Here is a 22275-nt window from a genome sequence, read left to right on the forward strand (position 1 = left end):
CCATCGGTTGATGCCGTCCCCTCCATGAAGAACATAACGGGTTGCCCGTTTGCGTACGGCAGCATGGCCTAAGCAAAAAACTTTGGCTGTATGTTTTTCACCATGTCCCTCTAAATAGTAGTTTACTACTTGCAACTTGAATCCGTTTGAATACTTTGCCATAAAAAAACTGCACCTCATAAGTTGGGGATGGTGTCCAACTTTTGGGGTGCAGTTCAGTTGGCGGGGTTTTTTTATTTTTTTATTGCTGGCGATACTGATGGTAAATTGGGTTTATATTGATTTCAGGCAGTCTGAATCATAAACGGCATGGTTTGATCTGATTAACTGGCGACGCAGGCAATTGACTTTGCGATAAAATGATAAGATAGATTAAATAATTCAATCATTTGTATAAAAATTATTTTTTAACACATGGTTAGAGTTGTTTCCATTTTTATAATGTGGTTTACTTTTTTGGGAAGTCTAAATGACGGAATTTGATTTTATTCGAAAATACCTGCAAAACCAGCAGCAAGACCATCAAGTTGTACTGGGTATTGGCGATGATGCGGCGATTGTACGTCCTCAGGCCGGGTGTGATTTATGTTTTAGTGCGGATATGCTTTTGAAAAAAAAGCACTTTTTCGAAAGTATTACGCCCGAAAATTTGGCGTGGAAGGTATTAGCGGTCAATATTTCGGACATGGCGGCGATGGGCGCAAAACCAAAATGGGCTTTGTTAAGCGCCGGCTTGCGTGAATTGGATGAAGATTGGTTGCGTCGTTTTTGCAACAGTTTTTTTGATTTGGCGCAACGCTTTGGTGTTACCTTAATCGGTGGTGATACTACCCGTGGTGATTTGGTTTTTAATGTCACAATTATCGGTGAGTTGCCGCAAGGGCAGGCTTTGCGGCGTGATGCAGCAAAAGTCGGCGACGATATTTGGGTTTCCGGAAAAATCGGCTTGGCCGCTTCGGCTTTGAATTGTGTGTTGAAACAATGCGATTTGCCATCTGAAATTTTTCAGCAGTGTGAAGCAGAATTGCTCAGACCTATGCCGCGTGTGGCGTTGGGGCAGGCGATATTGAATGTGGCGCATGCCGCGCAAGATGTTTCAGACGGTCTGGCTCAGGATATCGGCCATATTTTGGCTGCTTCGAATGTCGGTGCGGAAATTTGGGCAGATGAGGTGCCGACTTTGCCGTCATTAAAAGCAGTATTGCCTCGTGAACAATGGTTGCAATACACCTTAGCTGGTGGCGATGATTATGAGTTGGTGTTTACTGCGCCGCAAAATTATCGTGAAGCATTATTGGCTGCTGCGCAAAAAAGTGACACACCGATTACACGCATCGGTAAAATTACGGATACAGGTCGTCTGAAAGTGGTAAACTCCGTTTCAGACGGCACGGAAATTGCATTAATTTCTTTAGGATTTGATCATTTTGGCTGATTTTAAACCAACGTTTTTATGGTTGAAACAAAAACCGTTGTGCTTTCTGGCATTCGGTTTCGGCAGTGGCCTGGCACCGGCTGCACCGGGCACATTCGGCACGCTTTCGGCCTTGCCCATTGCGTTTATACTATCTTTGTCGGGCATTACCGGCTGGTGGCTGGCCTTGATTTGCTTGGGTCTGTTTGTTTGGGGTATCCAGATTTGCAATCATACTGAAAAAGAATTGGGTATTCAGGATTACGGCGGTATTGTGTGGGACGAAATTGTCGCCATGCTGCTGATTTTAGCGTTTGTGCCGTTTAAATGGCACTGGTGGTTGGCGGCATTTGTCGTGTTCCGTTTGTTTGATGCTATTAAACCTTGGCCGATCAAATGGTTTGATGCCCGCGTTCACGGCGGTTTGGGCATTATGCTGGACGATATCATCGCGGCATTCATGACTTTGATTATTTTGCATATCACGGCATGGATTGTGTAAACAATCCGACATTTTGACCGGAAGCATATCTCGGCAAAATGCACGTCATCAAGATGATGGCTTTTTATAAAACTCACTAAAAAAATATTACCATACGGGGTAAACAACATGAATCAAATTGAAATCAATGTACAGTCACGCTATGTGGCTGGGCAAAGCGATGTCTATCGCGACCGTTATGCGTTCAACTATGTGATTACGATCTGTAATCGTAGCGACGAGGTGGTAACCTTGCGTCAGCGTTTCTGGGAAATCACTGACGGCCATGGCGAAACCGAGTCAGTCGGTCATCCGGGCTTGGTCGAAGAGCAGCCGGTTTTATATCCGGGTGAAGAATACGAATACAACAGCGGTTCGCAAATCAGTACGCCTTGGGGCAGCATTGAAGGCGCGTATGAATTTGAAAACAGTATTGGCAAACGCTTTATTGTCGGTGTGCCGAAACTGGATTTTAAAGCCGGTTTTACCTTGCAATAATTATATTGAAATGCCGTCTGAAATAATATCAGACGGCATTTTTTTGATAATTTGTTGCGTATTTCAATATAAATTTTTAAATTATGCAGTAAGTTTGGCAAAAATTAGCATAATTTTGGTATTTTATTTTTTATTTCAAAATAATAATTTAGCTGGTTGAAAGCCAAAATCATTCCTGATTGGCGATAATAAGTTGCGTACATAACATTGCAAAAATTAACGTTTTATGCTGAAATAAATCTACCTTAACAAAAATGACAAAGGAGAGATGTTGCTGGAGGCATTGAAATCATTCTTCGATGTAGTCAGTGGATGGGTCTGGGGGCCGGTTATGTTGGTATTGCTGGTCGGCACCGGCGTAGTGCTGACGTTTATGCTCAAAGGCTTGCAATTCAGCATGCTGAGCTACGCATTAAAACAAGCGTTCCGCCCGCATTCTAAAAAAGGCGGTCAAGACCATGAAGGCGACATTTCCCACTTCGGTGCGTTGATGACGGCTTTATCCGCCACTATCGGTACCGGTAATATCGCCGGTGTGGCCACTGCAGTGGTGGTCGGTGGTCCGGGCGCAGTATTTTGGATGTGGATTACCGCAATTTTCGGTATGGCCGCCAAATATGGCGAAGGTGTGTTGGCGGTAAAATATCGTGTGCAGAGCAGTAAAGGCGAGATGTCCGGCGGTCCGATGTATTACATCGAAAAAGGCTTAGGCAGCAAATGGAAGTGGATGGCCTATGCCTTTGCGCTGTTCGGCACATTCGCATCGTTCGGTATCGGCAGCTCGGTGCAGTCAAACTCAGTAGCCCAAGCGGTGCAAACCAGTTTTAATATCACACCTAGCCTAACCGGTGCAGTACTGACCTTGCTGACTGTGATTGTAGTATTGGGTGGTATCCGCGGTATTGCTAAAGCAGCTTCGGTGATTGTGCCGGTGATGGCGGTATTTTATGTGTTGGGTGGTTTGTTGATTATCCTGATGCACTTGGATATGGTTGCGCCTGCAATCGGCTTGATTTTTCGTGATGCTTTTACCGGTGAGGCAGTGGCCGGTGGTGCGCTCGGCATGGTGATCCGTTACGGTGTGGCGCGTGGTGTGTTCTCGAATGAAGCCGGTATGGGCTCGGCGCCGATTGCGGCGGCAGCGGCCAAAACCGACCATCCTGTGCGCCAAGCTTTGGTGTCGATGACCGGAACCTTCTTGGATACCATTGTGGTGTGTTCGATTACCGGCATCGTGTTGGTAATGGGATTGATGGGTGCAGGTGATGAGTTTGTGAAACCGGAGTTGAGCGGTGCTGCCCTGACTACCGTAACTTTCCAGCAATTACTGCCGGGTGTGGGCGGTTGGATTGTGACCATCGGTTTGATTTTCTTCGCATACTCAACCATTTTGGGCTGGTGTTACTACGGTGAAAAATGCGCGACTTATGTATTCGGCGATGGCTTTGCCAATATTTACCGCGTGTTCTATGTTGCCACCGTGATGCTCGGCACCGTATTGAGCTTGGATTTGGTTTGGTTGGCCGCCGACACCTTCAACGGCCTGATGGCGATTCCAAACTTGATTGCTTTGTTGCTGTTATCTAAAGTGATTGTCAGCGAAACCCTTGATTTTAAACAAAAAGTCAAAAACGGCGAGTTGCCACACTGATTAATGTGATGGATGAAAAGGCCGTCTGAAACGGAAATGTTTCAGACGGCCTTTTGTTATCCTTTTTGTATTTTTTATGTTTAGTGGATGAGGAAATAAATAGGCCGAGACTTTTGCAAAACCCTGGATTTGAGTGCAGTTCGACGTTGTAGCAGTACAGAAAGCGAAGACATATCATGAAGATAGGCAAACTTTCGAGCGGCGTGCAACGAAGAAGTGCCAAAAATAGGGATAGTGCAAAGCTCTCAGGGCGTCTGAAAACAAATCATTCAGAAGACGGCTTTGGGGTATTTGGAATGGTTTTATTTTGCCGTCACGCCCACGCGCACATAATCAATTTGCGTACAATAATCGTCACCACAAAAATCACCGCCATTACCGGAAAAGTAATGCCCAGCGGTGTTTCATCGGTTAAAAAATTGCGGTACAGCAGAAAACCGGCCAACCATAAGCCTAAGCCGACAAAATCAAATTCATGCTGTGAAGTGTCGTGTTTCAGCACAAAATAGTCGGCAATCAAAATTGCCACCATCGGCGCGAATACCGAGCCAATCATCAGTAAAAAGCTTTCAAATCGGGTGACGGGTAAGGTAATGGCCAAGATGGTGCCGATAACAGTCACTGCCGCGCCGACGTGGATTTCATTGGCTTTGCTGAAAATGGTTTTGCTGCTCACGCCGGCGGAATAGGCATCCAAATACGTGGTGGTGACGGTCGATAAAATCACCACCAACACGCCGCCGATGCCGATACCGGCCATCAAGAAAATCTTGGCAATATCCGATTCCTGCAAAAATAATACTGCACCCAAGCCCAATAAATACATCCATGTACTGGTTACAAAATACGCCAAAGCCGCCGCAATGGTGGCGGCTTTCGGGGTGGCGGCGCGGCGGGTGTAGTCGGCCACCAGTGGCAGCCAAGACAAAGGCATGACGGCAGAAAGCTCTACTGCCAAACCGAATGATATGTGCCCCTCAACCGTTTGCATGCCGCCGGTGTTGCCGAACACGCGCGTGCTTAGCCATAGCGTTACCAACAACATCAAGCCCAGCGAGATTTTTTTCAATAAACCCACATCACTGCCGCCGCGGTACAGCCAACCGACAATCAGCAGGCCGACAAATATTCCCCAAACCGCCGGTGAGCCGAAGCCCCACAGCGAATCACTTAATGCCGCCGCAATTTGCGCGCCGGTGTAAATCATAATTGCCGTCCAGCCGATGAGTTGCAGCACGTTGGCACTGGAAAACAATACCGAGCCGCGAATGCTGAATGAACGTTGAACCGTTTCCATCGCGCTTTTGCCGGTTTGCGCACCGATTAATGCTGCACAGAAAAATAACGAACAGCCAATAATGTGGCTGAGAATCACCGCCTGCACACCGCGTTCCCAGCCCAACGGTGCGAGAAATGTGCCGGTTAGGATTTCACTCAGGGAAACCGCCGCGCCGAACCAAATCAGGCCGCTGGCGGCGGTGGAAAGTTTGTTTGATGTCATGACGAATCCCGCAAGGGTGGCTGATAACAAGCGGATTATAAGGCTTTGATGTGTGAATGACCAGGCGGAAAAATGAATCGAAACACCGGTTGGTGGAGAGCTTGAATGTTTCAGACGGCCAAACAGAATAGTCAGGCCGTCTGAAAATATCAATCAAAAAGAAAATGAGTTAAAACTAAAAACGCAACGATGATACGTTCAGACGGCCTCAACCACGGGTTGTACCAACACCCACGGCGCGACCACCACCGCCCACATTTCCTGATTGTCGGCATAAAACACGCGTGCTTGGTCTTCGCTGACCACGCCGAATTTGCCGTCTGCCATCAAGGGCTGCAATTTGACGGCGGCATCGTCGGCAACATAGCGCGCGATTTCAATCAAATCCAAATCGGGTGCCACATAAACCGCAGCACCGCGGGCGAAATGGGGCTGTAATTCCGCCCATGCGATGCGGGCGGTTTCGGTGTTTAATTTTTCATTGAGCAAGGGGGCGGACATGGGCGCGCTTTTGAGTGTAGGTTGTGAAAGGGCGTATTTTAACCCAAATCATGTAGTGATTTGTAGCGGGACAATCGGATTTACAAACATACTGTTATACAGTATCATTAACAACTTTCTATTTATTTCAGACGGCCTGTCAGAGGCCGCCTGAAAACATTGGGTTGGCCATGAATTCGATTTTATTAACCGGATTGTTCCAACGGTTGCTGATTGCGCTGGCCGCACTCGGCGCACTGTGGGGCATTTATTTTTGGGCGGTCGGTACATGAGTATTGTCGTCGATAATTTAACTGTCAGCTATCAACGCCGTCCGGCGGTGCATCATGTGTCGATGGAGTTTCCCGATAACGGCATGTGGGCGGTTTTCGGCCCCAATGGTGCAGGCAAATCTACGCTGTTGAAAGCAGTAATGGGTTTGGAAAAAGCAGAAACCGGCGCAGTATATTGGGCGGGTTTACAGCGCAAAGACATCGCTTATCTGCCGCAGCAGGCCGAAGTTGACCGCACGCAGCCGATGACCGTGTTTGAATTGGCGGCGATGGGCTTGTGGTATGAAATCGGATTTTTCGGCCGGGTAAACGCAGCGCAGCGCAAACGGGTGTATGAGGCGCTCGAGCGCGTGGAAATGCAGGAGTTTGCCCGCCGCAGCATCGCGCATTTGTCCAACGGCCAATTCCAGCGCGTGTTGTTTGCCCGCATGTTGGCGCAAAATGCCAAATTTTTGCTGCTGGACGAGCCGTTTAACCACATCGATGCCCGCACCACTTATGCCTTGTTGGACGTATTGCGCCGCTGTCAGCAAAGCGGCCAAGCGGTGATTGCGGTGTTGCACGATTATGAACAAGTGCGCGCGTATTTTCCTGAAACCTTGCTGATTGCGCGGGAAAAAATTGCCGCCGGTGCCACGGAAAGCGTGTTGGCCGATGAATATTTGCTGCAAGCCAACGCCGCTATGCAGCAGCAAGAACCGGCCGATTGGTGCGAGGCATAATGTTTCAGACGGCCTCAAATAAATATAGTCGTTTAAAATAAAAATAATACAGCGTTACCTAGCTCCCTTATGTACCGGACGTATACGGCAGCCATTGCCAGCTTGTTTTATTTCTATTTTAAACGACTATAAATCAAACGTTTGAAACCCTATCTCAATATTCAGGCCGTCTGAAAACATCAATGTTCAGACGGCCTATCATAGAAATCCATCATGAATATTCAAGAATTATTCATCAAGCCTTTTGTCGAATTCGATTTCATGCGCTATGCGCTGGCATCGGTTTTCTGCTTGGCTTTGAGCGCCGCGCCGGTAGGCGTGTTTTTGGTGATGCGCCGCATGAGTTTGGTCGGCGATGCCTTGGGTCATGCCGTGTTGCCCGGTGCGGCGATCGGCTATATGTTTGCCGGATTGAGCCTGCCTGCAATGAGCATCGGCGGCTTTGTGGCCGGTTTGCTGATGGCTTTGCTGGCCGGGTTGGTAAGCCGCTTTACCACACTGAAAGAAGATGCCAACTTTGCGGCTTTTTACTTAAGCAGCTTGGCCATCGGCGTAGTGTTGGTGAGTAAAAACGGCGACAGCGTCGATTTGCTGCATTTGCTGTTCGGCTCGGTGTTGGCTGTGGACGTGGCTGCTTTGACGCTGATTGCGGCAGCTGCGTCGATTACCGCGCTGGCGTTGGCGGTGATTTACCGGCCTCTGGTGTTGGAAAGCATTGACCCGCTGTTTTTAAAGGCGGTCAACGGCAAGGGCGGCTTTTGGCATGTGCTGTTTTTGGTGCTGGTGGTGATGAACATGGTCGCCGGTTTCCAAGCGCTCGGCACGCTGATGTCGGTCGGCCTGATGATGTTGCCGGCGATTACCTCGCGGTTGTGGGCGAAAAGCATGGGCATGATGATTTCGATGGCGGCTTTGATTGCGCTGCTGTGCGGTTTTGCCGGTTTGCTGTTTTCTTATCACATCGAAATCCCGTCGGGGCCGGCGATTATTTTGTGCTGCGGCGTGTTGTATGCGTTCTCGGTGGTGTTCGGCTGGGAGGGTGGTGTGCTAACCAAATGGCTCAAACGCCGCCGCCACAAAGTCGGTTAAATTTTCAGACGGCCTGCTTGTCTAACCGGGCAGGCTGTTTTAAAATGGTTGAAATGTTACGTTATATCAAAAGGAATAAAACATGAAACAATGGAAATTGGGTGTGTTTGCGGCGTTGTTGTCCGGTGCGGCTTATGCGGCGCCTTTGCCGGTGGTGGCCAGCTTCAGCATTTTGGGTGATGTGGCCAAGCAGGTTGGCGGCGAGCGTGTGGCGGTGACTAATTTGGTCGGCCCTAACCAAGATTCGCATGCTTATCACATGACCAGCGGCGACGTAAAAAAAATCCGTTCGGCGAAACTGGTATTGCTCAACGGCTTGGGTTTGGAAGGTGCTGATGTGCATCGCGCCGTGCAGCAGAGCAAAGTACCGTTTGCCGAAGCGGCCAAAGGCATTCAGCCATTGAAAGCACAGGAAGGCGGCCATCATCATCACGGTGAGGGTGATGGCCACCACCATGACCACGGCGAATTCGATCCGCATGTTTGGACCGACCCTGTATTGATGGTGACATACGCGAAAAACGTTTCCGAGGCACTGGTTAAAGCCGATCCGGCCGGTAAAGCCTATTACGAGCAACGTTTAACTGCTTATCAAAACCAACTGAAAAAATTACACAGCGACACCCAAGCCGCGTTTAACAGTGTGCCGGCCGGTAAACGCAAAGTGTTGACCGGTCATAACGCATTTGCCTATATGGCCAAACGTTACAACGTCAATTTCATCGCCCCGCAAGGCGTGAGCAGTGCGGCAGAACCATCGGCCAAAGCGGTGGCTTCGATTATCCGCCAAATCAAACGAGAAGGCATTAAAGCCGTGTTCACCGAAAACATCAAAGACACGCGCATGATTGACCGCATCGCCAAAGAAACCGGCGTGAAAGCCAGCGGTCACTTGTATTCCGATGCCTTGGGCAACGCGCCTGCCAACACTTATGTCGGCATGTACCGCTACAACGTCAAAATCATGACCGATGCCATGAAAAAATAATGGCTTGATAACGTAATAAGACAAGGCCGTCTAAAACCGTTCCGTGTTTTCAGACGGCCTTGTAACGTTTGGTAACAATATGATACGACTGTATAATATATTAAAAATCTATATACAATCTAAAATCAGGAATCAACCATGATAGAAACCATTGAACGCGACAGTATGCAATACGATGTTGTGATTGTAGGTGCAGGTCCGGCAGGATTGTCGGCCGCCATCAAACTCAAGCAGCTTGCCCAAGCCGCCGGGCGCGAAATCAGCGTGTGTGTGGTGGAAAAAGCGTCCGAATTGGGTGCGCATACCTTATCCGGCGCGGTGATTGACCCGATTGCCTTATCAGAATTGCTGCCTGATTGGAAAGAGCGCGGCGCACCGTTGCGGGTGGAAGTGACGCGAGACAAAGTGTTATTCTTGACCGAAAAACACGCTATTCCGCTGCCGGTTACCCCCAATTTCGACAATCACGGCAATTACATCATCAGCTTGGGTGAATTGGTGCGCTGGTTAGGCGAGCAGGCTGAAGAACTCGGCGTAGAAATCTACCCGGGCTTTGCCGTGTCGGAAATTCTCTATCATGCCGACGGTTCGGTGAAAGGCATTGCCACCGGCAACATGGGCGTGGGTAAAGACGGTGAGCCGACCGATAATTTCCAGCCGGGCATGGAACTTTGGGCACAGCAAACGCTGTTTGCCGAAGGTTGCCGTGGCTCATTGAGTGAACAAATCATTAAGCGTTTCGGTCTCGATAAAGCCTGCGATGCGCAAACCTACGGCATCGGCATTAAAGAAATTTGGGAAGTCGCACCTGAAAAACACCAACAAGGCTTGGTGTTGCACAGCAGCGGTTGGCCACTCGACACCCAAACTTACGGTGGGTCGTTCCTTTATCATTTAGACGACAATAAAGTTGCCGTCGGTTTCGTGGTCGGCTTGGATTACCAAAATCCCTATCTGTCGCCGTTTGAAGAATTCCAACGTTTCAAAACACACCCGGCGATTCGCGACACCTTTGCCGGCGGCCGCCGCATCGAATACGGCGCGCGCGCCTTGGTTGAGGGCGGTTATCAAAGCATTCCGAAGCTCTCGTTTAACGGTGGCGCATTGGTTGGCGATGCAGCCGGTTTCTTAAACATGCCGCGCATTAAAGGCATTCATACCGCCATGAAATCAGGCTTGCTGGCTGCTGAAGCCGTGTTCCCGATTTTGGATAATCTGGAAGAGGTAGAAAACGTAGAACAGGGTAAAGAGGCAGTGCAATACCGTGCCTTGTTCGATCAAAGCTGGGCGCATACTGAGCTTTATGCCGCGCGTAATGTGCGCCCCTCATTCCAATGGGGCTTACTGTTCGGCGTGATGTACACCGGGATGGAGCAATTGTTTTTCAAAGGCCGTCTGCCGTTTACCTTTAAACACCACGGCAAAGACCACGACCAACTGAAAAAAGCCGCTGCGTGCAAACCGATTGTTTATCCGAAACCCGACGGCGTGTTGACCTTCGACCGCTTGAGCAGCGTGTTTCTGGCCAACATCGCGCACGAAGAAAACCAGCCGAGCCATCTGACCTTGAAAAATCCGCAAGTGATGATCGACATCAATCACAAAGAATATGCTTCACCGGAAACGCGTTATTGTCCGGCGGCGGTGTATGAAATCGTGGAAGAAAACGGCGCACCGCAATTGCAAATCAACGCATCCAACTGTGTACATTGCAAAACCTGTGATATTAAAGACCCGACGCAAAATATCGTATGGAATTGTCCGGAAGGGGCAAGCGGGCCGAATTACGGCGCAATGTAAGGGTGTCTGAAAAAGCTAGTCCGAGACCTTTGCAAAACCCCCATCTTTGACACATTTCTTCGTTATACCCTGCCGAAGGCTTGCCTATCTAGATGATATGTCTGCGCTTTCTGTGCTGCTCTAACTTTGAACTGTGCTCAACTCTGAAGTTTGACAAAGGCCTCAGCTATTGGTTTTGATTTTTGATTGTTAAACGAAAAGGCCGTCTGAAACACAATGTTTCAGGCGGCCTTTTTATTAAAATCTCAATTTATTGGCCGGCTTTCAAACCTTGCCACAAACGCACGCTTAATTTGCTGGTTTCAGGCGGTTTCGGTGAAATCACGAAGCTCTTGTCCATCACTTCTTTGCTCGGGAAAATAGACGGATCTTCCGAAAGCTTGGCATCCATCAATTTGCGCGCCGGTTGGCTGGCAGGAGCGTAGGTAACGAATGTACCGTTTTTCGCCGCCACTTTCGGGTCGAGCGTGTAGTTGATGTATTTGTGCGCATTGGCGACGTTTTGGGCATCACGCGGAATCATGAAGGAATCGATCCAAATGCCCACGCCGGTTTTCGGGGTCAAAACTTGCAGGTTTACACCGTTTTGGGCTTCGTTGGCGCGGTTTTTGGCGATGTTTAAGTCGCCGCCGTAACCCACGGCCACACACAAGTTGCCGTTGGCCATGTCATCGATGTAGCCTGAAGAGCTGAATCGTTTCACGTCACCGCGCACTTTTTTCATCATCTCTACCGCAGCTTTGAGATCATCAGCGTTTTCGCTGTTCGGGTCTTTGCCGATGTAGTTCAAGGCCAGCGGCATTTGTTCGATGGCGCTGTCTAAATAGCTGATGCCGCAAGATTTCAGCTTGGCGGTGTATTCAGGGTTGAATACCAAATCCCATTCGTTTTCAGGCAAAGCATCGCTGCCTAAAGCTTTGGCAACCAAGTCTTTATTAATCGCCAAGGTGTTGATGCCCCAGAAATAAGGCACGGCATATTTGTTACCCGGGTCGACGCTGGCCATCAGAGAGAGCAGGTCGGGGTCAATGTTGTTGTAGTTGGAAATCTGGCTCTTATCGATTTCTTGATACGCGCCGGCTTTGATTTGCCGGCCGACGTTGGCAATCGATGGGGCAACCAAGTCGTAACCAGATTTGCCGGTCAGTACTTTGGCCTCCAAGGCTTCATTGCTGTCGTAATAGTCGTAGCGGACTTTGATGTTGTTGTTTTTCTCAAAATCAGCCAAGGTTTGCGGATCGACATAATCAGACCAGTTGTAGATATTCAGATTGCTGGATTGCGGCGCGGCTTGTTGTGGTTCGCTGGCTTGTGGCGCGGTTGTTTCGGCCGGTTTGTCAGAGCCGCCGCAGGCCGCCAGTGCTAGGGTGATACAGGCGGTGAGAAAAGTTTTTTTCATGGTGTACAGTCCTTTTGTCGGGAAATGGAATAAATTGCAGCGGTGGGCAAAGGATTTAACCTTTAAACCACATACAAAAGGGAAACTGTGGTGGGGCGGCAGGCGCTAGATACCTCGTGCCGTCCTTGATTCAGCAAGCTTGCATTAAACGTTAAAAACCTTGCAAATGCAATAGTTTAAAAGCGGTAAAATGACACTTTTAACGGTGCCTTCCGCTATGGGTTTATTCGCAAACGATAAAATTTTTTCAGACGGCCTCGGAAATGTTGTGTTGATTTGTCAAAACCGTATGATTTGTGGGAAAATCAGCACATTAAATTTTTAAAGGGCGAGACCGTGTTAGACAGAGAAGGCTATCGCCCCAATGTCGGTATTATCCTTACGAACGATAAGAATCAAGTATTTTGGGGCAAGCGTGTGCGCGAGCATTCGTGGCAGTTTCCGCAAGGCGGCATCAAACCGGGCGAAAGTCCGGAAACGGCAATGTACCGCGAATTGTTGGAAGAAGTGGGCCTGTTGCCGCAACACGTGAAAATTTTAGGCCGCACGCGCGACTGGCTGCGCTACGATGTACCGACGCACTGGGTGCGCCGAGAATGGCGCGGTTCATACCGCGGCCAGAAGCAGATTTGGTATTTGCTGCGTTTGGTCGGCCGCGAGAGCGACGTCAATCTGCGCGCCACGCACCATCCTGAGTTTGACGGCTGGCGTTGGCACGATTATTGGGCGCCGGTGGATGAAGTGATTGATTTCAAACGCGATGTGTATTTGGGCGCGCTTACCGAGTTATCGCGCTTTATACGCAGTGTGGAAACTTATGGCGAATTTGCTCAACGTATTCAGCAGCAAAAAGAGAAGTAGGGCAAATGCTTTCAGACCGTCTGAATGAGCACTTGCCGGTTTGTAGCAAAGTTGTCCCATAATGTCCCATAACCAAAGAGCAGATGCCGTCTGAAGCTGTTTTCAGACGGCATCTGCTCTGTTTATCGGGCTGAAGCAAAACTGTTTGAAGCACTTTAACGGCGGTCATCATCATCACGGTCATCATCCTGATAGTCATTACGGTCGTGATTACCATCATCGTCACGGTCGGATTGCTCGAATCGTGTGCCGTTGCGGTCGTTGTCGCGGCCACGGTCGTTATCGCCGCCGCACGCGGCCAGCATCAAAGCGGATAAGGCCAAGGCCAACAATGATTCTTTCATCTTCAATAACCTTTTGGAAGTCTGCGAGTAGGTTGAGTCTATAATCAATCCGCTTGCGGGTAAATATGGCTGCGGGTTAATCTTTGTTCAGGCGGAGGGCATAATCGCCGTTATGGCCGTCTGAAAGGAGCGAAACATGTTAAAATCCCACTTTTTGCTGTTGGCGCATTCTCGATTCTTTACCGAACACATTTTCAGACGGCCTGTCTGAATGCATTACCTTAGAAAAAACATCATGACTCAAAAACACTATTCCGAATCCAGTATTACCGTCTTAAAAGGCTTGGAGCCGGTGAAAGAGCGTCCGGGCATGTATACCCGCACCGACAGCCCGACCCACATCTGCCAAGAAGTCATCGACAATGCCGCCGACGAAGCCTTGGGCGGTTTCGCCAGCGAAATCGGTGTGACGATACACGACGACGGTTCTTTATCCGTGCGCGACAACGGCCGCGGTATTCCGACCGGTATGCATCCGGCGGAAGGGTTGCCGGTAGTGGAGCTGGTGTTTACCCAATTGCATGCCGGCGGCAAGTTTAATAAAAAAGACGGCGGTGCCTATGCCTTTTCAGGCGGCCTGCACGGTGTCGGCGTGTCGGTGACCAACGCGTTGTCGAAACGCTTGGAAGTGACCGTCAAACGCGAAGGCAAAATCCACCGCATCGTGTTTGCCGGCGGCGACGTGATTGAGCCTTTAAGCGAAATCGGCAAATGTGCAGTCAAAGATTCGGGCACCGAAGTGCGCGTGTGGCCGGACGGCAAATATTTCGAATCGCCGCAATACAGCATTCCCGAATTAGAACGCCTGTTGCGCGCCAAAGCCGTGTTGCTGCCGGGCGTAACCGTGTCGCTGGCGCGTCCGGTAAAAGGAGAAGCCGAGCCGGAAACCCAAACATGGCATTACCCCAACGGCCTGAAAAGTTACCTGATGGATTTAATCAGCGAAGCGCAGGAAGCGGTGCCGCTGTTTGCCAGCGAAAACTACATTTCAGGCGGCCACGACAGCGATTTTGCCGTGGGCGAGGGAGCAGCCTTTGCGCTGACTTGGCTGGAAGAAGGCACTTGCGCCAATGAGAGCTATGTCAACCTGATTCCGACGCCGTTGGGCGGTACGCACGAAGCCGGTTTGAAACAGGCTGTGTTCAATGCCGTCAACAACTTCATCACGCTGCATAATTTATTGCCGCGCGGCGTGAAAGTGCAAAGCGATGACGTGTTCAACAAAGTTGCCTTCGTACTGAGCGCGCGCGTGCTTGACCCGCAATTTCAAGGTCAAACCAAAGACAAGCTCACCAACCGTGATGCGTTGAAGCTGGTCGCTGCCGTATCGGGTGATCCCTTGGAATTGTGGTTAAACCAAAACGTCGAAGCCGGTAAAAAAATTGCCGAATTGGCGATCAAACAGGCGCAGGCGCGTATGCGTTCGGTGAAAAAAATCGAGAAGAAAAAAGGCAGCGGCGTGGCTGTGTTGCCGGGCAAACTCACCGACTGCGAAAGCGAAGACGTGCGCGAAAACGAGTTGTTTTTAGTCGAGGGCGATTCGGCCGGCGGTTCGGCCAAGTTGGCGCGCGACAAGGCCACCCAAGCCATTCTGCCTTTGCGCGGTAAAGTGTTGAACAGTTTTGAAGTGCATCCCGACCAACTTTTCGGCAATGCGGAAATCCACGATATTTCCGTAGCCATCGGTGTCGATCCGCACGGTGTGAACGACAACCCCGACTTAAGCGGCCTGCGCTACGGCAAAATTGCCATTTTGTCTGATGCCGATGTGGACGGCTCGCATATTCAAGTGTTGCTGCTGACCCTGTTTTACCGCCATTTCCCGAAACTGGTTTCAGACGGCCATATTTATGTTGCCCAACCGCCGTTGTTCCGCGTGGATGTGAACGCGCAAGGCAAATCCAAACCCGCCCGCAAATTCTACGCGCTCGACCAAGCCGAACTTGACGGCATTTTAGAACGCCTGCAAAAAGAAGGCGTCAAAGAAACGGCTTATTCCATCAGCCGCTTCAAAGGCTTGGGCGAGATGAATCCCGACCAGCTCAAAGACACCACCATGCACCCCGATACCCGCCGCCTGTTGCAAGTGCAGATTCCCGAAGGCAGCAGCGAGGAGACCTACGATATTTTCGTGAAGCTGATGGGCAAAGGCGAAGCCGCCAGCCGCCGCGCGTGGATGGAAGCAGAAGGCGATACGGCGGAAGTGGATATTTGATGAGTGAATTGTAATGGAGGCCGTCTGAAGTCACGCTGAGGCCTTTGTAAAACTTTTTAAGAGCTAGGACACCAAAAACTGACGTGATTAGCTGCGCAAGTCCGCTACGCTTCACCCCGCGCAGCTAATGACGGCTTAAAGATTTCTGAAAATTACGAGTTTTGCAAAGGTTTCAAACTATCTTTTTCAGACGGCCTAAACAAAAGAATCGGGTTATTTTTGACCCGATTCTTTTGTTTTTTGATTCGAAATGCACTATTAACGCAATCCAATTACGGCTAGACTGCGGTTTTGATTCCCATCTTTTACACCGCAAGGAGACGTAATATGAAAACCGCATTGTTGATTGTCGATTTCCAAAACGATTATTTCCCAAGCTTTGAAGGCGCCAATTTCCTTTGGCCGGCACCGAAGCAGCAGCGGAGCAGGGCGCGAAATTGTTGAAGGTATTCCGCGACAAAAACTTGCCCGTGTTTCATGTGCGTCATGTGTTCGCCGGTGAGTGTGCGCCGTTTTTTGCAGAAAACAGCGAAGGTGTGCGGTTCCATCTGCTATTTGAACCAAAAGAAGGCGAAGCGGTGATTACCAAGCATGAAATCAACAGCTTCCGCGGTACCACCGATTTACGTGCGCAATTGCAGCAGCAAGGTATTGAGCGCTTGCTGATTATCGGCGCGATGAGTCATATGTGTATCGATGCGGCCACCCGCGCGGCAGCGGATTTGGGCTATCAATGCCATGTTGCCCGCGATGCGTGCGCGACGCGTGATTTGGAATTCGGCGGCAAAACCGTGGCTGCGGCTGATGTGCACGTCGCTTATATGTCGGCATTGGCGTTTGCTTATGCCAATGTGGATACTGCGGATAATTTGGCAAAATTGGTTTGATAATTTTTTCAAAATCAAGAACAAAGGCCGCCTGAAATGTTCAGACGGCCTTTGTTGTATGCATTACTTCAACAGATTTTTAATAATACCCATCACGCTGCGGGAGATGGCGTTGGTCACTTGGCGGTTGATTTGGCTGCCGACGGCATCGGCCACATTGTAGCCTACGCCTTGGCCGGATTTTTTACGGCCGCCCGTCAGGCCGCCGATAAAGCCGCCGAGCAAACCCGGATCTTGATTGGCTTGGGCTTTGGCCGCTTCTTTTTCAGCTTGCACCTGCGCTTTGGCGGCTTCTTCCGCTTGCTTGGCTGCGGCTTGCTCGCTGTCCAGTTCGGCTAAAGCTTCAAAAGCCGAATAGTTGTCGATCATGTCTTTGTAGGTCTGATACAGATCATCGTGCTGATACAAAGCATCTCGTTCTTCTTTGGACAATGGGGCCAATGCGGATTGCGGCGGCAATACATACGCGCGTTCCACCGGTGCGGGCATGCCTTTTTCGTCTAAGAAAGACACCAGGGCTTCACCCACGCCCAGTTCGGCGATGGCTTCAGCGACTTTGATATTCGGGTTGCTGCGGAAGGTTTCGGCAGCAGCACGCACGGCTTTTTGGTCGCGCGGGGTAAAGGCGCGCAGCGCGTGTTGCACACGGTTACCCAATTGGCCGAGAATGGTATCCGGCAAATCAAGCGGATTCTGTGTCACGAAATACACGCCCACGCCTTTGGAACGAATCAGGCGCACCACTTGCTCGACTTGTTCTACCAATGCCGCAGCAGCGTTGTCGAACATCAAATGCGCTTCGTCGAAGAACATCACGAATTTCGGTTTTTCCGGATCGCCGACTTCGGGCAGCATTTCAAACAATTCGGCCAGCATCCACAATAAGAACGCGCTGTACATACGCGGTGAGCGCATCAGCCTTTCTGAATTCAGGATATTGATTACGCCTTTGCCGTTTTCAGACTGCATCCAGTCTGCCAAATTCAATGCCGGTTCGCCGAAGAAACCGTTGGCACCTTCGTTTTCTAAAGTCAGCAATTGGCGTTGAATTGCGCCGATACTGGCGGCGGAAACGTTGCCGTATTGGGTGCGGTATTCGGCGGCGTTGTCGGAAACGTGTTTCAACATGCTGCGCAGGTCTTTCAAATCCCAAATATGCCAGCCCCGGTCGTCAGCCACTTTGAAAACCAAATTCAGCAAGCCTTCTTGGGTGTCGTTCAAATTCATCAAACGCGCCAGCAGCATCGGCCCCATTTCGGATACGGTCACGCGCACGGGAATGCCGGTTTCGCCGAATACGTCCCAAAAGCGCACCGGGAAATTTTGCAGCCAGCTTTCGCCCAGCCCAAATTCGGCAATGCGCTCTCCCACCTTACCGCTGGCGGCACCGACTTGCGAAATGCCTGACAAATCGCCTTTTACGTCGACCAAAAACACCGGCACGCCTTGGCTGCTGAAGGCTTCGGCCATACGGCGCAGGGTTACGGTTTTACCGGTACCGGTTGCGCCGGCAATCAGACCGTGGCGGTTGGCCATTTTGCCTTGGATTTCAAGAGAAACGTCGCCGACGCGGGCGATAGGGAAGGTGGTCATGAAGGTTCCTTTGCTTGGATGGTTTGAAAAATAAGTTATTTTCTTATGTTTCCGCACATAGGGCAACAGATAGGAACAAGGCCGTCTGGAAAGTACGGGACGGTTTTGAAGATTGCTCCGACTCTGAGTATATCGGATACGGGAATCCGTCCGACGGCACCTATGTTCTCGAAAAAAATCAACCTGAAAATTTTGTTAGGCGGTTTTTTTATTGTATTTGGGTGGTGTTTTCATTTATTAATAAAACTTATAAAATAGTTTCAAAAAAATAAACTGATACGGATTATCAGTGTCAATATAACAGCAGACAGATAAAAACGTTTGCTGTTATTTTTTCAACTATTTAGGAGTATTTAATATGCAAACATTGAGCATGAATGATTTACAGCAGGTTTCCGGCGGTTTTGACTTAGGTAAAACGGTTGCTTCGGATACAGGCGGATTTGTCGGAGGGGGAGCGGGCGCATTAGCCGGTACCTTTACCGGAATGGCATTAGGTGCGATTGGCAGTCCGGCCGGTATGGCTGCGGGTGGTTATATCGGTGGTGCCGTAGGTGGATATTTAGGCGGCAAATTAGGTTCATTTGTAAGTGAAAAATCGTTTGGCTATTAAATGACCATTGTTATTCCGTATCCTGAAAAATATTGTGCAGGATACGGAATTTTTACAAATTATCGGAAAGGATGCCGATATGAAAAAATTTTGGGAAAATTATAAGAAGAATTTACGCTTGCTGATGAGGCTCAGCAGGCGATACTGGAAGATATTTGCCATTATATGTTTCGCCTCCAGTTTTATCGTTACCGTCATAAACTTCGTTCTGAGCTTCTATATTATCGATGCGAAATATTTTCTGGGAGACGACCGTTTTTTTTCTGACGGTATCAAAGCCATCCTTGTGGTTATGCTAATGCATTTTATGTTTTGGGAATACATAAAATATAAGCATAGAAAGAAAAACCCGCTTTCAGATTAGATCAGCAGACTTGCCCAAATCTGTTTGTCAAAGTCGTTCAGACTCATCGAACGCACCGTAAGCAGCGTGCTTCTTCCCGAAATGGTCACGCACACGGGAATACCGGTGTTGCCGTAAGCATCTCAAAAGCTGTACATAGGGTGGGCACTTGCAGCCTATGCTGTTTTGATTTTCCCGAATATCCGAAACAGTGGGCAAATGTCCTCTCTGCGCTTTTTGGGCGTTTCTATTTTAATCCGTGATATTCAGCTGTGTCTAAGCGTTGCCGTATGGTTAGACGGTTTGGCGGTTATGCCGCTATTGGGAGTAAGAGGCCGTCTGAAACGGTAGCCGTGTCTGCTTCACGCGGTAAATGTTCAGACGGCCTGTGCTTTCAGAATAAATTGAAATCTTTTATAATTTCAAACTTTTCAATTGCCGGAAACGGTTTGTGAAGATATTATGACTGTTGCGAAAAAGCCTTTGGGCGAAAAGCAGATGGCGGTGTTGATGGCGATGTTGATTGCGCTGATGCCGTTTTCCATCGATGCCTATCTGCCGGCGATTCCTGAAATGGCGGAAAATTTGGGCTCGAATATTCACCGAATCGAGCAAAGCTTGAGTATGTTTTTGTTCGGCACAGCGTTTGGACAATTGGTCGGCGGCTCGGTGTCGGACATCAAAGGGCGCAAGCCGGTGGCACTGGTCGGGCTGGCACTGTATTTTATCAGCGTGTTGGGGCTGACGATGATCAGCAACGTCGAGCAATTACTTACCTTGCGTGCGCTGCAGGCGTTTGGTGCCGGTATGACGGTGGTGGTGGTCGGTGCTTTGGTTCGCGACCATTACGACGGACGAAAAGCGGCACAGATGTTTGCGCTCATCGGTATTATTTTGATGATTGTGCCGCTTATGGCGCCGATGGTCGGCGCGCTGTTGCAGAGCTTGGGCGGCTGGCGGGCGATTTTCTGGTTTTTAACCGCTTATGCCGTATTATTGCTGGTGTTGGTGACATTTTTTCTGCCGAAACCAACGCGTACCGATAGAATCAGCCGCGAAATTTTTGCCGTGGCCGGCGCTAGGTTCAAACATGTATTGGGCAACAAAGGCGCGATGGGCTACCTGTTTTTCCAAGCGTTCAGTTTTGCCTCGATGTTTGCGTTTTTGACCGAATCTTCGTTTGTGTATATGCACTTATATGAAGTTTCGTCACACGGCTATGCGTGGATTTTCGGCTTGAACATCATCACCATGGCTTTGTTCAACCGTGTGACGGCGTGGCGCTTGAAAACGGGCATTCATCCGCAGAATATTTTGCGCTGGGGCATTATCATTCAGTTTGCTGCCAATTTTCTGATGGTGCTGCTGGTGTGGGTGAACGGTTTGCCGCCGATGTGGGCATTGGTGGGCTGCGTAATGGTTTCTGTCGGCACACAAGGTTTGGTCAGCGCCAATACGCAGGCGTGTTTTATGAGTTATTTCAAGAAAGAAAGCGGCAGCGCCAATGCGGTGTTGGGTGTGTGCCAGTCGGTGATTGGTGCGGTGGTGGGCATGTTGGCCACATGGTTGCACAACGGTACGGCTTTGATTATGCCGGTGATGATGCTCATGGCGACGGTGTGTGGCATTGTGTTGCTGTGGGTGTGTTCGCATGAGGCGTGGATTGAAAATGACAAAAACCAGGGCGAGTTTAAATAAAAATATTGATTTTGCGTTAAGAGCGCAATGAAATACCGTTTAAACGCAATCATTGGGCTTTAATGCTTTCATTTCCGGCATCAGGCCGTCTGAAAGCCTTTCAGACGGCCTGTTTAATGCTAAAATCGCTACATTCACGAATTCATGCAAGAGAAACATCATGTCGATTGATGAGCAGTTAAAACCCCACCGCGATGCGATTGACGAAATAGACGCTACCGTATTGCGTCTGTTAAACGAACGCGCCGGACACGCACACGCCATTGGTGAGCTCAAAGGAACCGGTACGGTATATCGCCCCGAGCGCGAAGCCGCCGTACTGCGCCGTATTCAAGAATTGAACCAAGGACCGCTGCCGAATGAGTCGGTGGCGCGCCTGTTCCGCGAAATCATGAGCGAATGTCTGGCGGTAGAGCGCCCGCTGACCATTGCTTATTTAGGTCCGCAAGGCACGTTTACCCAGCAGGCAGCCATTAAGCATTTCGGCCACGCGGCTTATACGCAAGCCTGTACTACGGTCGATGATTGTTTCAAAATGGTGGAAACACGCCAAGCCGATTATTTGGTGGCGCCGGTGGAAAATTCGACCGAAGGCTCCATTGGCCGTACGCTGGATTTGCTGGCTGTATCGGCACTCAAAGCCTGTGGTGAAGTGGTGGTGCGGATTCATCATAATTTGCTGCGTAAAAACAGCTACGAAATCAATGGTGTAACCAAAGTCTTTGCCCACGCGCAAGCTTTGGCGCAATGTAACGACTGGTTGGGACGCAACCTGCCCAATGCCGAGCGTATCCCAGTATCCAGTAATGCTGAAGCCGCGCGTATTGTAGCCGAGTCTGACGATGGTACCCTGGCTGCGATTGCCGGCATTACCGCTGCGGAAATCTATCAATTAAACATTGCCGGTGAGTGCATCGAAGATGAGCCGAACAATACCACGCGCTTTTTGGTGCTGGGTCATCAAGACACCAACAGCACGGGAAGTGACAAAACATCGTTGGTGATTTCTACGCCAAACCGCGCCGGTGCGGTGATGGGTTTGCTGCAGCCGTTTACTGATTTGGGCATTTCCATGACCAAATTTGAAAGCCGCCCGAGCAAATCGGCCTTGTGGGAATATTTGTTCTTTATTGATATTGAAGGCCATAAAGACGATGAGCGCGTGCAAAAAGCCTTGCAATTATTGAGTGAACGCGCGTCGTTTGTGAAAGTGATTGGTTCTTATCCGACTGTGGTGTTGTAAAGATTTAAGCAGACCAAGGCCGTCTGAAACCTGATTGCATAATGTGAAGAAGGGTTTTCAGACGGCCTGAGACCTTTGCAAAAACCCCAAAACTCCCCTAAATTCCCCCTAAATTCCCCCTAAAGAATTCAGAGGCGTTTTTTTATGAGCAGCTTCTTCCAC

At 49.6% G+C, this 22275-nt stretch carries 20 protein-coding genes; 15 read left to right on the forward strand and 5 right to left on the reverse strand.

Annotated features, from left to right (window positions below):
- Positions 1-469: 469 nt before the first annotated feature.
- From thiL to ACFPVS_RS12315, 4 genes are all read left to right on the forward strand, one after another.
- A complete protein-coding gene (thiL, locus tag ACFPVS_RS12300) occupies positions 470-1435 on the forward strand; it encodes a thiamine-phosphate kinase (protein WP_096295718.1) in 966 nt (321 codons plus the stop codon).
- Positions 1428-1916: a phosphatidylglycerophosphatase A family protein gene (locus ACFPVS_RS12305; RefSeq protein WP_096296172.1), complete on the forward strand. Its 489-nt coding sequence runs from the start codon at positions 1428-1430 to the stop codon at positions 1914-1916. Before thiL ends, ACFPVS_RS12305 begins: the two co-directional genes overlap by 8 nt.
- 108 nt (positions 1917-2024) lie before the next feature.
- Positions 2025-2393, forward strand: a complete 369-nt coding sequence (gene apaG, locus ACFPVS_RS12310; protein WP_096295717.1) for a Co2+/Mg2+ efflux protein ApaG — start codon at positions 2025-2027, stop codon at positions 2391-2393.
- A gap of 268 nt (positions 2394-2661) precedes the next feature.
- Positions 2662-4044 carry an alanine/glycine:cation symporter family protein gene (locus ACFPVS_RS12315; RefSeq protein ID WP_096295716.1) on the forward strand — a complete coding sequence of 461 codons (1383 nt, stop codon included), beginning with the start codon at positions 2662-2664 and terminating at the stop codon, positions 4042-4044.
- Positions 4045-4357: 313 nt separating this feature from the next.
- Here the strand turns inward: ACFPVS_RS12315 and cytX are convergent, their stop codons facing one another.
- A complete protein-coding gene (gene cytX, locus ACFPVS_RS12320; RefSeq protein WP_096295715.1) occupies positions 4358-5545 on the reverse strand; it encodes a putative hydroxymethylpyrimidine transporter CytX in 1188 nt (395 codons plus the stop codon).
- A gap of 198 nt (positions 5546-5743) precedes the next feature.
- Positions 5744-6046, reverse strand: a complete 303-nt coding sequence (locus ACFPVS_RS12325; RefSeq protein WP_096295714.1) for a DUF2288 domain-containing protein — start codon at positions 6044-6046, stop codon at positions 5744-5746.
- Positions 6047-6314: 268 nt separating this feature from the next.
- On the opposite strand from ACFPVS_RS12325, the gene ACFPVS_RS12330 reads away from it, so the two are divergent.
- The 4 genes from ACFPVS_RS12330 to ACFPVS_RS12345 all read left to right on the forward strand — a co-directional run bounded on the left by ACFPVS_RS12330 (position 6315) and on the right by ACFPVS_RS12345 (position 10917).
- Positions 6315-7040, forward strand: a complete 726-nt coding sequence (locus ACFPVS_RS12330) for a metal ABC transporter ATP-binding protein (RefSeq protein ID WP_096295713.1) — start codon at positions 6315-6317, stop codon at positions 7038-7040.
- A 213-nt stretch (positions 7041-7253) separates the two neighbouring features.
- The gene (locus ACFPVS_RS12335; RefSeq protein ID WP_096295712.1) at positions 7254-8129 is read left to right on the forward strand and encodes a metal ABC transporter permease; all 876 of its coding nucleotides are present in this window, start codon (positions 7254-7256) and stop codon (positions 8127-8129) included.
- Positions 8130-8211: 82 nt separating this feature from the next.
- Positions 8212-9117: a metal ABC transporter solute-binding protein, Zn/Mn family gene (locus ACFPVS_RS12340; protein ID WP_096295711.1), complete on the forward strand. Its 906-nt coding sequence runs from the start codon at positions 8212-8214 to the stop codon at positions 9115-9117.
- 138 nt (positions 9118-9255) lie between these two features.
- The gene (locus ACFPVS_RS12345) at positions 9256-10917 is read left to right on the forward strand and encodes an electron transfer flavoprotein-ubiquinone oxidoreductase (RefSeq protein WP_096295710.1); all 1662 of its coding nucleotides are present in this window, start codon (positions 9256-9258) and stop codon (positions 10915-10917) included.
- A 250-nt stretch (positions 10918-11167) separates the two neighbouring features.
- On the opposite strand, the gene ACFPVS_RS12350 is transcribed toward ACFPVS_RS12345, so the two are convergent.
- A complete protein-coding gene (locus ACFPVS_RS12350; protein WP_096295709.1) occupies positions 11168-12316 on the reverse strand; it encodes a polyamine ABC transporter substrate-binding protein in 1149 nt (382 codons plus the stop codon).
- 336 nt (positions 12317-12652) lie between these two features.
- Here ACFPVS_RS12350 and ACFPVS_RS12355 point away from each other — a divergent pair, with 336 nt between their 5' ends.
- Positions 12653-13177, forward strand: a complete 525-nt coding sequence (locus ACFPVS_RS12355; RefSeq protein WP_096296171.1) for an RNA pyrophosphohydrolase — start codon at positions 12653-12655, stop codon at positions 13175-13177.
- Between the two features lie 155 nt (positions 13178-13332).
- Here the strand turns inward: ACFPVS_RS12355 and ACFPVS_RS12360 are convergent, their stop codons facing one another.
- Complete coding sequence (locus ACFPVS_RS12360) at positions 13333-13521, reverse strand: hypothetical protein (RefSeq protein ID WP_096295708.1); 189 nt, start codon at positions 13519-13521, stop codon at positions 13333-13335.
- 235 nt (positions 13522-13756) lie between these two features.
- On the opposite strand from ACFPVS_RS12360, the gene ACFPVS_RS12365 reads away from it, so the two are divergent.
- A complete protein-coding gene (locus ACFPVS_RS12365; RefSeq protein WP_096295707.1) occupies positions 13757-15736 on the forward strand; it encodes a DNA topoisomerase IV subunit B in 1980 nt (659 codons plus the stop codon).
- 398 nt (positions 15737-16134) lie between these two features.
- The gene (locus ACFPVS_RS12370) at positions 16135-16623 is read left to right on the forward strand and encodes a cysteine hydrolase family protein (protein WP_198345279.1); all 489 of its coding nucleotides are present in this window, start codon (positions 16135-16137) and stop codon (positions 16621-16623) included.
- A gap of 63 nt (positions 16624-16686) precedes the next feature.
- Here the strand turns inward: ACFPVS_RS12370 and ACFPVS_RS12375 are convergent, their stop codons facing one another.
- Positions 16687-18216: a helicase HerA-like domain-containing protein gene (locus tag ACFPVS_RS12375; protein WP_096295706.1), complete on the reverse strand. Its 1530-nt coding sequence runs from the start codon at positions 18214-18216 to the stop codon at positions 16687-16689.
- A gap of 358 nt (positions 18217-18574) precedes the next feature.
- Between ACFPVS_RS12375 and ACFPVS_RS12380 the strand changes: the two genes are divergently transcribed.
- From ACFPVS_RS12380 to pheA, 4 genes are all read left to right on the forward strand, one after another.
- Entirely contained in the window at positions 18575-18829 is a 255-nt protein-coding gene (locus tag ACFPVS_RS12380) for a bacteriocin (protein WP_096295705.1), read from the forward strand.
- Between the two features lie 79 nt (positions 18830-18908).
- Positions 18909-19193, forward strand: a complete 285-nt coding sequence (locus tag ACFPVS_RS12385; protein ID WP_123804874.1) for a hypothetical protein — start codon at positions 18909-18911, stop codon at positions 19191-19193.
- A gap of 441 nt (positions 19194-19634) precedes the next feature.
- Complete coding sequence (locus ACFPVS_RS12390; RefSeq protein WP_096295704.1) at positions 19635-20870, forward strand: multidrug effflux MFS transporter; 1236 nt, start codon at positions 19635-19637, stop codon at positions 20868-20870.
- A 160-nt stretch (positions 20871-21030) separates the two neighbouring features.
- The gene (pheA, locus tag ACFPVS_RS12395) at positions 21031-22113 is read left to right on the forward strand and encodes a prephenate dehydratase (RefSeq protein ID WP_096295703.1); all 1083 of its coding nucleotides are present in this window, start codon (positions 21031-21033) and stop codon (positions 22111-22113) included.
- The last annotated feature ends 162 nt before the right edge of the window (positions 22114-22275 follow it).

Source organism: Neisseria weixii, assembly GCF_042658245.1.
Taxonomy (GTDB): Bacteria; Pseudomonadota; Gammaproteobacteria; order Burkholderiales; family Neisseriaceae; genus Neisseria; species Neisseria weixii.

Excerpts from the sequence above, each read along its gene's own strand:
- thiL (WP_096295718.1), top strand. The coding sequence starts at position 470 with ATGACGGAATTTGATTTTATTCGAAAATACCTGCAAAACCAGCAGCAA.
- apaG (WP_096295717.1), top strand. The coding sequence starts at position 2,025 with ATGAATCAAATTGAAATCAATGTACAGTCACGCTATGTGGCTGGGCAA.
- ACFPVS_RS12315 (WP_096295716.1), top strand. The coding sequence starts at position 2,662 with ATGTTGCTGGAGGCATTGAAATCATTCTTCGATGTAGTCAGTGGATGG.
- cytX (WP_096295715.1), bottom strand. The coding sequence starts at position 5,545 with ATGACATCAAACAAACTTTCCACCGCCGCCAGCGGCCTGATTTGGTTC.
- ACFPVS_RS12325 (WP_096295714.1), bottom strand. The coding sequence starts at position 6,046 with ATGTCCGCCCCCTTGCTCAATGAAAAATTAAACACCGAAACCGCCCGC.
- ACFPVS_RS12330 (WP_096295713.1), top strand. The coding sequence starts at position 6,315 with ATGAGTATTGTCGTCGATAATTTAACTGTCAGCTATCAACGCCGTCCG.
- ACFPVS_RS12335 (WP_096295712.1), top strand. The coding sequence starts at position 7,254 with ATGAATATTCAAGAATTATTCATCAAGCCTTTTGTCGAATTCGATTTC.
- ACFPVS_RS12340 (WP_096295711.1), top strand. The coding sequence starts at position 8,212 with ATGAAACAATGGAAATTGGGTGTGTTTGCGGCGTTGTTGTCCGGTGCG.
- ACFPVS_RS12345 (WP_096295710.1), top strand. The coding sequence starts at position 9,256 with ATGATAGAAACCATTGAACGCGACAGTATGCAATACGATGTTGTGATT.
- ACFPVS_RS12350 (WP_096295709.1), bottom strand. The coding sequence starts at position 12,316 with ATGAAAAAAACTTTTCTCACCGCCTGTATCACCCTAGCACTGGCGGCC.
- ACFPVS_RS12360 (WP_096295708.1), bottom strand. The coding sequence starts at position 13,521 with ATGAAAGAATCATTGTTGGCCTTGGCCTTATCCGCTTTGATGCTGGCC.
- ACFPVS_RS12365 (WP_096295707.1), top strand. The coding sequence starts at position 13,757 with ATGACTCAAAAACACTATTCCGAATCCAGTATTACCGTCTTAAAAGGC.
- ACFPVS_RS12375 (WP_096295706.1), bottom strand. The coding sequence starts at position 18,216 with ATGACCACCTTCCCTATCGCCCGCGTCGGCGACGTTTCTCTTGAAATC.
- ACFPVS_RS12380 (WP_096295705.1), top strand. The coding sequence starts at position 18,575 with ATGCAAACATTGAGCATGAATGATTTACAGCAGGTTTCCGGCGGTTTT.
- ACFPVS_RS12385 (WP_123804874.1), top strand. The coding sequence starts at position 18,909 with ATGAAAAAATTTTGGGAAAATTATAAGAAGAATTTACGCTTGCTGATG.
- ACFPVS_RS12390 (WP_096295704.1), top strand. The coding sequence starts at position 19,635 with ATGACTGTTGCGAAAAAGCCTTTGGGCGAAAAGCAGATGGCGGTGTTG.
- pheA (WP_096295703.1), top strand. The coding sequence starts at position 21,031 with ATGTCGATTGATGAGCAGTTAAAACCCCACCGCGATGCGATTGACGAA.